The organism is Mycobacterium sp. 1165178.9, from assembly GCF_001673555.1.
Taxonomy (GTDB): domain Bacteria; phylum Actinomycetota; class Actinomycetes; order Mycobacteriales; family Mycobacteriaceae; genus Mycobacterium.
This window is the reverse complement of record NZ_LZMB01000411.1, coordinates 25,670-35,678: the sequence shown is the minus strand read 5'-3', so window position 1 is coordinate 35,678 and position 10,009 is coordinate 25,670. Positions and strand designations below refer to the sequence as shown.

The window sequence follows — 10,009 nt, the reverse complement described above, 5'->3', positions numbered from 1 at the left end:
CACGCCGCGGGAGGGCAGTGTCGAGTGCCCGCCTTTCAGCGACAAGCCGGGCTTGGGCCCCCGCGCCCGCGGCACAGTCGCTCACTGGCGGGCAAACACCTGACACCCCGAAGGCTGGCGGGGCGCATGTGACGGGAGAGACGCAACGCGGCACCACCCCCGGCCGAACGAGAACAGCTTCGCCGATTTGGAGAAGGTAGTTCTCCGCAGTCGAGAGACCGATTACGATCGCTGGTGACCTGTGCCGCGGGCGCGGGGGCCCAAGCCCGGCTTGTCGCTCACTGGCGGGCACTCGACACTGCCCTCCCGCGGCGTGACGAGAGAGGTCGTCGTGACCCGAGGGGCCGATGAAGCGCGCATCCGGTGACCTGGCAAAGCGTTGGCTCGCAGCCCAATTCGCGCCGCCAACGCGACGGTGGGCGAAAGTGCATTGCCTCGGTCAAAGCCTGCTTTCGGCGCGCAGCGGGATCGACGCGGTCAGCTGGTGCATAAGCAAGCCCGCAGCGGGTAGCCCGGCGCCATGACCAACATCGGATACTTTCTCACCTGCGAGCAATTCGGCCCGAAGGAACTCATCGACCAGGCCAAGCGTGCGGAGGACGCCGGATTCGACGCGTTGTGGATTTCAGACCACTATCACCCCTGGAACGATGAGCAGGGCCAGAGCCCGTTCGTGTGGGGAGTGATCGGTGCGCTGTCGGAGGCGACGTCGCTACCGGTCAGCACCGCCGTCACATGCCCGACCATCCGCATCCACCCGGCGATCATCGCGCAGGCGTCGGCCACCGCGGCCGTGCAACTCGACGGACGCTTCGTGCTCGGAGTGGGCAGCGGCGAGGCCCTCAACGAACACATCCTGGGCGATCCCTGGCCGGCCGCCGGTGTGCGCCTCGAGATGCTCGAGGAGTCGATCGAGGTCATTCGCAAGCTGCACAAGGGCGGCGAGGTAAGCCACCACGGCAAGCACTACGAGGTGCAGGAAGCGCAGGTCTACACCCGCCCGGAACAGCCGGTGCCGATCTACGTCTCCGCTTTCGGCCCACAGGCCGTAGAGCTGGCCGCCCGCGTCGGCGACGGATACAGCATCGCGATGCCCGACGGCGACCTGGTCAAGCAATTCCGGGAGTCCGGCGGCGGCGACAAGCCGGTGCAGGGCGGTACCAAAGTCTGCTGGGACGCCGACGCCGACGCCGCGCTGAAGACCGCGCACCGGTTGTGGGCCAATGAGGGACTGCCCGGCCAGACGTCACAAATCCTGCCTCGGCCTAAGGATTTCGCCGCGTTGCAGTCGCTGGTGCCGCCCGACACCGTCGCCGACAGCGTGGCCTGCGGCCCCGACCCCGACAAGCACATCGCACAGGTCCGCGAGTACATCGACGCCGACGTCGACGAGATCTACGTGCAGCAGATCGGACCCGACATGGACGGGTTCTTCGCGGCATGGCAGCGGGACATCTTGCCCCAGGTGCGCGGCTAGGGCTCAGGCGAAATCGGTGCCGCTGGTGAGCTCTGCCCACTGCGAGATCTCGGCCGCCCGCGCGTCCGCTTTATAGCGGTAGGCGGCCAGTGCGTCGGGCCCGAGCAACAAGAATGCCGGCGGCTCGGGCGATTCGACGGCCGCGATGATGGCGTTGCCCGCCTTGGCGGGGTCGCCGGGCTGATTGCCGTGCATGGTGTCGTTCTCCTTGCGGCGCTGACCGGCGGTCGCTGCGTAGTCGCCGATGACGGTGGCCGACTGGACTAGGGAACGTCCGGCGAAGTCGGTGCGAAACGCGCCGGGCTCGACGATGGTCACCGAAATGCCCAGCGGCGCAAGCTCGCCGCGAAGGGCCCCGCTGATCCCTTCGATCGCGGCCTTGACCGCCGAGTAGTAGCCGGACCCCACCGGGGTCAGCTGCGCCCCGATCGACGAAATGTTCACGATGGCGCCGCTGCGGCGCGCCCGCATGTCGGGGAGTACGGCCTTGATCATGGCGACGGTGCCGAAGAAATGGGTCTCGAACAACGTGCGGACGTCGGCGTCGTCGCCTTCCTCGACCGCGGCGCGATAGCCGTAGCCGGCGTTGTTGACCAGCACATCGACGTGGTCGAACCGCTGTTGCGCCTGCCGCACCGCGGAGGTGACCTGCGCGGGTTTGGTGACATCGAGGGCCACGGCGAGTACCCGTTCGGGTGCCGACTCGGCGAAGTCGGCGACAGCGGCGGCGTCGCGCGCAGTCACGACGGCGTTATGTCCGGCGCCGATGACGGCCTGAGCGAGCGCGCGACCGAGCCCGGTCGAGCACCCGGTGATGAGCCACGTGGACATAAGACGTCTCCCTTCACCTCAGTCGGTCAACGCCCGGCCCACGATCTGCGGATCCGGTTCGCCCACCACCTCATCGTCCTTATCGTCGTAGTCGGTTTGAGCGAGAACGTAGCGCATCGCGTTGATCCGGGCGCGCTTCTTGTCGTTGCTTCGCACCACGATCCAGGGAGCGATGTCGGTGTCGGTTGCGTCGAACATGGCTTCCTTCGCGGCGGTGTAGTCATCCCACCTGTTCACCGATTCGATATCCATCGGGGAGAACTTCCACTGTCGCACCGGATCCACCAGCCGGACGGCGAATCGGGTCCGCTGTTCGGCCGGTGACACGGAAAACCAGAACTTGGTCAAGATGATGCCGTTATCTACCAGCATCTTCTCGAACGGCGGTGCCTGCTCCATGAATTCGGCGTACTGCCGGGCGGTACAGAACCCCATCACTTTCTCCACCCCGGCCCGGTTGTACCACGATCGGTCGAACAGCACCATCTCGCCGCCCGACGGCAGATGGCTGACGTAGCGCTGGAAATACCACTGCGTCTGCTCGTGCTCGGTCGGCTTCTCCAGCGCCACGACCCGCGCGTTGCGTGGGTTCAGGTGTTCCATGAATCGCTGGATGGTTCCGCCTTTTCCGGCGGCGTCACGCCCCTCGAACAGGATCACATGCCTACCGCCGGTGCGCTTGTTGTGCCTCTGCAACTTCAGCAGCTCGATTTGCAGCCGCCGCTTCAGCCGCTCGTACTCGTCGTGGGCCATCCGGTGGTCGTACGGGTATCGCTCACGCCAGGTTTCGACGTGCTTGCCCTCCCGGTCGAGCAGGACCGGGTCGTCGTCATCCCGGTCGTCGACGGTGTAACCGTGTTCGGGGGTCGACAAATCGTCGAGGTTGATATCGGTCATAGTTCGACGTTATCGGCTTTGTCGACCCTCAGCCGTCGAAAGCCGAGCCGTCGAACCGATCACGAGTGATGAACTCGGCGACCGGCCTTCGGCGCAGTTTGGTCAGCTGCCGCACCGGTTTTCCGAGCGGCACGACCGCGGCCACCGCGTGCATGTCGGGAATGCCCAGGAGTTGGCGGACGTGTTCTTCGGCCGCTATCGCCATCGTGGTGATGGTCCCGCCGTAGCCCTCGTTACGCGCGGCAAGCAAGATATTCCAGATCAACGGGTACACCGATGCTCCACCCGCGATGCCGGCGCGGTCGAGGTCTTGATCGAGGGCCGCGACAACGGTCAGGTCTACCGAAACGACCAGCACCACAGGCGCTTTGGCGATCGGTGCGACGAAAGTGTCGGGGATCTCGGTCGCGTCGATGACCTCTTGCGGCACCCCGCTGGGATGAACCGAATTCCAGGGGTTTTCGCCGGCCTGCAGTTGGGCGAAGTAGCGGCGAGCGGCCGGCTTGCCCAGTGCGGCCAACTCGCGGCGCACCGTTTCGTCACGCACCACGATGACATGCGCCCCCTGCCTGTTGCCGCCGCTGGGAGCGAACCGGGCGTTGTCGAAGATGCGGCCCAGCACGTCGTCAGGCAACGGATCCTCGGTGAATTCCCGTGCCGCGAAAGTTGCTCGCATCACGTCGTATAGCTGCATGGCGGAGTGGCTCGTCAACTCGCGGACGCGCACCGCTCGAGGCGGAACGTGCGCTCGAATCCGGCCGGCTGCGTCGTCAACGTCACTTCCACCGCGCCGCTGGGGGCGATGACGTAGCGCTCCTCGACATCGGGCCCGTCCGTCCACCGGCCGACCGGCTGACGCCCCAGGTCGTCGCGGTCGTGCAGTGCCGGGTCGAAGGGGAACAGCACCGGGTCATACGGCGTGACGTCGCCGTCGGGCCGCCCGTTGACCAGGCGGCTGCATTCCACGAACCGGAAGTGCCCGATGTTGTGTGCGGCTCGATACTTTCGTTTCACCACCAGCGGGGATTGCCCGTCGGCCGGAAGCGAAACGTCCTTGCACACGATCGGGTCGAAGATGACCCCGGTGCCGGCCTCGGCCTCCCGGAAAACCCCGAAATTCCTCGAGAAGCGTTCGGAGAGCGCGAAACCGGACTCCTTGTCCAGAAAGACCGCGAGTCCGATGGCCGTGGCGGCGAAGGGGTGCGGCGAGCGTTTCACCCGCTTCTCGCCGAAGGCGCCACGCAGCATCCGCGACACCAGCGGAAAACCTCCGGCCCCGCCGACGACGTAGATGCCCGCCACCTCCGACCAGTCCACGGCGGTGCGCGCCCGCGCCGGATCGTGCAGGACTCGATTGAGCAATCGCATCGTCTGGTCGACCAGCGGTGCGCACACCGAGTAGACGTCGTCGATCGGGCAGGAGAAGGGCGGCCGATCGAACGGGGAGAGGTCCACCAGGAAACGGCGCGTCTGCGGCCCGACCGCCTCCTTGCGGACGGCGCACTCCTCGGCGAGTAGGTCGCGCTGTGCCGCGTCGAGGCCAGTCAGGTTCGCGCCCGCGAGCACCAGCTCGACGATCGCCTCATCGAAGTCGTCACCCCCGAGGCGCTGGATGCCCTCGCTGATGACGACCTCGTTTGCGTGCCCGGTCATTTTCAGCAGCGACGCGTCGAACGTGCCGCCGCCCAAGTCGTAGATGAGGACGTATTCGCGCTTGGCGGTGATAGTGGATCGGTACCGGTGGGCGTATTCCAGGCTGGCGGCGGACGGCTCGTTGAGCAGCGCGACGACGTGAAAACCGGCCGCCACGTAGGCATCCAGGGTGAGCAGGCGCTGGGCGCTCGACGCGTTGGCGGGCACGCTGATCGCAGCTTCGACGGGTTCCTCCGGGGCCAGGGCCACGTTGGAGTGCCGCTGCAGGTCCGCTTTCAGCTGGGCCAGGAATTCGGTGAGAAGGTCGGCCAGGCGATAAGCACGGCCGGCCAGGGTGACCTCGGTCTGGGGTCCGGCGTCGTTGAGTAATCGTTTGAACGAGCGCAGCACCGACCAATCCGGTTCGTGGCGGACCGCGGCGGCCGCCGCGCCGAAACGCAACTGCCCGGCGGCATTGGCGGCGATGAGCGACGGCCACGCATCCATGCCCTCGAAGGAGACGACGGGATAGTTGCCTCGGTCGACGGCTGCGACGACCGTGTGCGTGGTGCCAAAGTCGATACCGACTCTCATCGCGCAAGTTTAGGACCGCGCCGCTTACTTCGGCACGAACTTTTCGCGTGGCGTGCCTTCGCGTTCGGTCAGTCCTCGAAGTGGCGTTCGTAGTCGTAGCGCTCGAGCCACCACTGCAGGTTGTACGTCCCCACTGCGAGCAGCATCATCAACCCGACGCAGGCGACGCTGACGATAGCGTTCACAACCTCTCCATTTCGCGCGCCATGCGGGCGTCCTCGAGGTAGGCGTAATGCCTCAGGTAGGGATGCCGCGGCTGATTCGCGTCCGCCGCCATCCGCCGCAGCGCGGCGCCGATCCGGCTGGCGAGCGGGGCGCGACGCGTCCGCTGCACGACGGCGGTGTCGAACAGCACCTGCTGGGTGGTGATCAGGACCTCCGCGGACGCCGCCTCGACCGAGGGCGCCGCCGAGGACGGTTGCGGTATGGGCTGAGTATCGGGTGCGGTCCGGATTCCCGTTGGCGTGACCAGCATTTCGTCCACCTTCTTCATGTTGCGGTCCCGTTGACCAGGTAGGTCGGGCCGGTGATGGACTCAACGTACGGTCGGCGATCACCAGTACGCACGCGTAGTTGACTACCTATTTGTGCGCTGCGGGCTACGGCACTTCGGCGGGTACGGTCATCGCTCCTGAGCGCCGACGACCCCAGGAGCCGACGTCGGCGGCTCGTCCCATTGCCGCTGCAACCCTCGTTCCGCGGCCGTGGGAATCAGGCCCGCGGGCGCGAACCGCTTTGACGGCACCGGGTCGTCCTCGGCCAAGGGCCGGCTCAACTTACTGGCCGGTCCGCGAATCGCCCCGAACGCGACCACGACTCCGGCGATCACCACGATCACGACGGTCATCGCGAACAGGATCGAGAGCGTGCCCTGGATGAAGGTGTTCCTGATGACTTCGTCGAGCTGATGCGCGTCCTTGGCCGAACCGAACGCCGCCTTGCCCGCTTGTTTGGCCGCCAGGTACATGGAGTGCTGCGTCCAATAGCCGACGGCGGGATCCGCGGAGAAGATCTTTTGCCACGACGCGGTCAGCGTGACCGCAAGATCCCACACCAGGGGAATCCCCGGAATCCACGCCCAATTCAACTGGCCCTTCTTGATGACCACCACGGTGATGACGGTCAGCGAGATGCCCGCGAGCAGTTGGTTGGCGATACCGAACAGTGGGAACAGCGTGTTGATGCCGCCGAGCGGATCGCTCACGCCCATCAGCAGGATGCCGCCCCACGCGGCGACCACGGCCAGGCTGCAACCCCAGACGCCCGGGCGCCAACTAGGACTTTGCAGCTTGGCCAGCGGCCCGCCGAGGTTGCTCAGCGCGTCGGACAGCATGAAGCGGTTGACCCGGGTGCCCGCGTCGAGGGTCGTCAGGATGAACAGCGCCTCGAACATGATCGCGAAGTGGTACCAGAAGGATTTGAGGCCCGCGCCGCCGAACACACGCTGCAGCACGTCGGCCATTCCCCACGCCAGCGTTGGTGCTCCACCGGTGCGCGACACGATCGACTTCTCGCCGACGCTGCTGGCGGCCTGACTGATCTGGTCCGCGGTCGTCGGGGCGCCCGGCAACCCGAGTCCATTGACGTAATGCGTGGCGGTGGCCGCGGTGCCACCGGTCTGCGCCGCCGGCGAGTTGATGGTGAAGTACAGATGCTGGTTGATGATCGACGCCGTGATCAGCGCCATGACGGCGACGAACGACTCGGTGATCATGCCGCCGTAGCCGATCAGCCGCATCTGGCTTTCCTTCTCCAGCAGCTTGGGTGTCGTCCCCGACGAGATCAGCGCGTGAAATCCGGACAGCGCACCGCACGCGATGGTGATGAACAAAAACGGGAATAGCGAGCCGGCGAACACCGGGCCGTTGCCCCTGGTGGCGAACTGCGTGATCGCGGGTGCCTGCATCTCCGGCCGTGCGATGCAGACACCGACAGCGAGCAGCCCGATGGAGCCGACCTTCATGAACGTCGACAGGTAATCACGCGGCGCCAACAGCAGCCAGACCGGCAGCACGGACGCGGCGAAACCGTATGTGATGAGGCACCAGCACAGCGTGACCGGAGACAGCGTGAACCAGGATGCGCCCCAGGGCGTTTCGGCGACCCAATTGCCGGACACCACCGCGAGCAGTAGCAGCGCGAAGCCGATCACCGATACCTCTGATACCCGCCCCGGACGCAGGAACCGCAGGTAGCAACCCATGAAGAGGGCGATGGGGATGGTCATGGCTATCGAAAAGACACCCCACGGGCTCTGAGCCAGCGCCCTCACCACGATCAGCGCCAAGACCCCGATCAGGATCACCATGATGACGAGGACCCCGACGAGGGCGGCGGCCCCGCCCGCGGCGCCCAGCTCGTCGCGGACCATCTCGCCAAGCGAACGGCCGCGCCGCCGGGTGGAGATCCACAACACCAGGTAGTCCTGCACGCAGCCGCCGAATACCGCGCCGATGACGATCCAGATGCTGCCTGGCAGATAGCCCATCTGCATGGCCAGCACGGGGCCGACGAGCGGGCCGGCCCCGGCGATGGCGGCGAAATGATGGCCGAACAGCACCCGCCGGTCCGTCGGCACAAAGTCGGTGCCGTCCTCGAGAAACTCGGCCGGCGTGGCGTAGTCGTCGCGCGGACGGACGATCTTCATCTCGATCAACCGCGCATAGAACCGGTATCCGATGATGTACGTACATATCGCCGCGACGACAATCCACACCGCGTTGACCGCCTCGCCCCGGGAGACCGCGATGATCGCCCAGGCGACGGCGCCGAGCACCGCGATGACGCTGAACACGATCTTGTGCCGCGCGGTGATAGGAGAGCGGTCGACGATGGCGACCGGTGGCAGGTCTTCGTCGGTACGGATATAGCTGACGTCGTCGCCGTGCCCTCTGACTGCCACGGCGGAAACCCTACGCGCGCAGAACCAACTGCGCCTGTTCGCCAAAGCCCGGTTCAGTACAGCGCGCGCACGGCGTCGATGGTGTCGGCTTCGGCGGGGCCCTTGTCGTCGCGATAGCGCACGACGCGGGCGAACCGCAGCGCCAGCCCCCCGGGGTAGCGCGACGATTTCTGCACGCCGTCCAGGGCGATTTCGACCACCTGCTCGGGCCGCACATGGACGACGTAACCGTCCGTTCCGCCGATGGCGAGTTCGCTGAATCGAGCGGTCTGCCAGTCCAGCATGGCGTCGGTCATGCCCTTGAAAGTCTTTCCCACCATGATGAATTGGCCGTTCACCGGGTCGCGTGCGCCCAGGTGGATGTTGGAGAGTTTGCCGCGGCGGCGCCCCGAACCCCACTCGACCGCGAGCACCACCAGATCCAGTGTGTGCACCGGCTTGACCTTCAGCCAGCCCGCTCCCCGGCGGCCCGCCTGATACGGCGCGTCGGGCGCCTTGGCCATCACACCCTCGTGGCCGGCGGCCAGCGTCGCGTCCAGGAAGGCGCCCGCTTCCGCGGGGTCGGGGGTGAGCAGCCGATCGACCCGCTGCGTCGGTGGCACCAAAGCGTCGAGGGCGGAGAGCCTCTCGGTGGTCGGCGCGTCGAGCAGGTCGACGCCGTCCCGGTGCAGGATGTCGAAGAAGAACACCGAAAGCCGTTGCGCGGCAACGGCTGCGGCGATGTCGACGGAGCGGCCGAAGCGCGAGGCGGTGACCTGAAAGCGGTGCGGCCTGTTGTCGGGCCGCAGCGCTATGGCCTCGCCGTCGGCGATGAGGTCGTCTACCGGAAGCGCCAGCGTCGCCTCGACCACTTCGGGCAGCCGCGCGGTGACGTCGTCCAGGCTTCTGGTGTAGACGGTGACCTCGTCACCGGCGCGGTGAATCTGTACCCGCGCGCCGTCCAGCTTGGCTTCGAAAATCGCGTGCCCGCCGTGACGTTCGATCGCATCGACCACGCTCGTCGCGGTCTGCGCCAACATCGGGCCAACCGGCCGGCCGACCCGCAGGGTGAACGCGTCCAGCGCCGAGGCCGAGCCGGCCAACGGTCCGGACAGGGTTGCCGCCGCCACCGCCGGCAGGTCCCCGCCCAGCATTGCGGCGCGCTGCACCGCGGCCGCCGGGACGCCGGCGGCCTTCGCCACGGCGTCGGCCATGATCCCGGCCAGTGCGCCCTGGCGAAGTTCGCCGCCGAGGAGCCGCAACAGAAACATCTGCTCGGCGTCGGTGGCCGCGGCGAACAGGGCGCGCAGGAGCGCGGCGCGGCGCGCCTGCGCGCCCTTGCCCGACACGGCACCGATGTCGGAGAAGGTCGCATCGACGCCGGCGACGGTCAGCGATGGGTGAGAGGCGGCCGGCGGGCGCGAGCGCAACGCCGCCCACCCCACGCCGATCTGGCGCTGGCGCAACTCACCGGAAAGCCACGACACCACGATGGCGACCACCGCGGCATCGGGTGCGGCACGGGTCAGCAGGTCGGCGATCCGGGCGACTTTGATCAGCCGCGACGACGTGCTCCCGACGTCGTCAGACGTCGTTGCCACGTCAAGGAGGAGCACGGTTGCCAGCTTGGCATGGCTCGGTGACAGGCCTGAAGAACGGACACGCTAGCGTGCCTACGTAACGTTACAGATCGCAGG

At 66.9% G+C, this 10,009-nt stretch carries 8 protein-coding genes; 1 reads left to right on the top strand and 7 read right to left on the bottom strand.

The features are described from left to right. Positions 1–520 precede the first annotated feature (520 nt). Positions 521–1,477 carry an LLM class F420-dependent oxidoreductase gene (locus A5652_RS18110; RefSeq protein WP_067354410.1) on the top strand — a complete coding sequence of 319 codons (957 nt, stop codon included), beginning with the start codon at positions 521–523 and terminating at the stop codon, positions 1,475–1,477. A gap of 3 nt (positions 1,478–1,480) precedes the next feature. On the opposite strand, the gene A5652_RS18105 is transcribed toward A5652_RS18110, so the two are convergent. The 7 genes from A5652_RS18105 to A5652_RS18075 all read right to left on the bottom strand — a co-directional run bounded on the left by A5652_RS18105 (position 1,481) and on the right by A5652_RS18075 (position 9,928). Then, positions 1,481–2,308 carry an oxidoreductase gene (locus A5652_RS18105; RefSeq protein WP_067354407.1) on the bottom strand — a complete coding sequence of 276 codons (828 nt, stop codon included), beginning with the start codon at positions 2,306–2,308 and terminating at the stop codon, positions 1,481–1,483. Positions 2,309–2,326: 18 nt separating this feature from the next. After that, positions 2,327–3,205 (bottom strand): polyphosphate kinase 2, encoded by an 879-nt coding sequence (gene ppk2 / locus A5652_RS18100; protein WP_067354404.1) that lies wholly within the window; start codon positions 3,203–3,205, stop codon positions 2,327–2,329. Positions 3,206–3,233: 28 nt separating this feature from the next. Beyond that, positions 3,234–3,899, bottom strand: a complete 666-nt coding sequence (locus A5652_RS18095) for a nitroreductase family protein (RefSeq protein WP_232001232.1) — start codon at positions 3,897–3,899, stop codon at positions 3,234–3,236. Positions 3,900–3,913: 14 nt separating this feature from the next. Beyond that, positions 3,914–5,431 carry an Hsp70 family protein gene (locus A5652_RS18090; protein ID WP_067354397.1) on the bottom strand — a complete coding sequence of 506 codons (1,518 nt, stop codon included), beginning with the start codon at positions 5,429–5,431 and terminating at the stop codon, positions 3,914–3,916. A gap of 181 nt (positions 5,432–5,612) precedes the next feature. Beyond that, entirely contained in the window at positions 5,613–5,924 is a 312-nt protein-coding gene (locus A5652_RS18085; protein WP_067354393.1) for a hypothetical protein, read from the bottom strand. A 129-nt stretch (positions 5,925–6,053) separates the two neighbouring features. After that, positions 6,054–8,333 carry a carbon starvation CstA family protein gene (locus A5652_RS18080; RefSeq protein ID WP_067354390.1) on the bottom strand — a complete coding sequence of 760 codons (2,280 nt, stop codon included), beginning with the start codon at positions 8,331–8,333 and terminating at the stop codon, positions 6,054–6,056. 53 nt (positions 8,334–8,386) lie between these two features. After that, complete coding sequence (locus A5652_RS18075) at positions 8,387–9,928, bottom strand: ATP-dependent DNA ligase (protein ID WP_067354387.1); 1,542 nt, start codon at positions 9,926–9,928, stop codon at positions 8,387–8,389. Positions 9,929–10,009 lie beyond the last annotated feature (81 nt).

Coding starts and splice junctions, on each gene's coding strand:
- A5652_RS18095 (WP_232001232.1), bottom strand. CDS start 3,899: ATGCAGCTATACGACGTGATGCGAGCAACTTTCGCGGCACGGGAATTC.
- ppk2 (WP_067354404.1), bottom strand. CDS start 3,205: ATGACCGATATCAACCTCGACGATTTGTCGACCCCCGAACACGGTTAC.
- A5652_RS18110 (WP_067354410.1), top strand. CDS start 521: ATGACCAACATCGGATACTTTCTCACCTGCGAGCAATTCGGCCCGAAG.
- A5652_RS18090 (WP_067354397.1), bottom strand. CDS start 5,431: ATGAGAGTCGGTATCGACTTTGGCACCACGCACACGGTCGTCGCAGCC.
- A5652_RS18085 (WP_067354393.1), bottom strand. CDS start 5,924: ATGAAGAAGGTGGACGAAATGCTGGTCACGCCAACGGGAATCCGGACC.
- A5652_RS18105 (WP_067354407.1), bottom strand. CDS start 2,308: ATGTCCACGTGGCTCATCACCGGGTGCTCGACCGGGCTCGGTCGCGCG.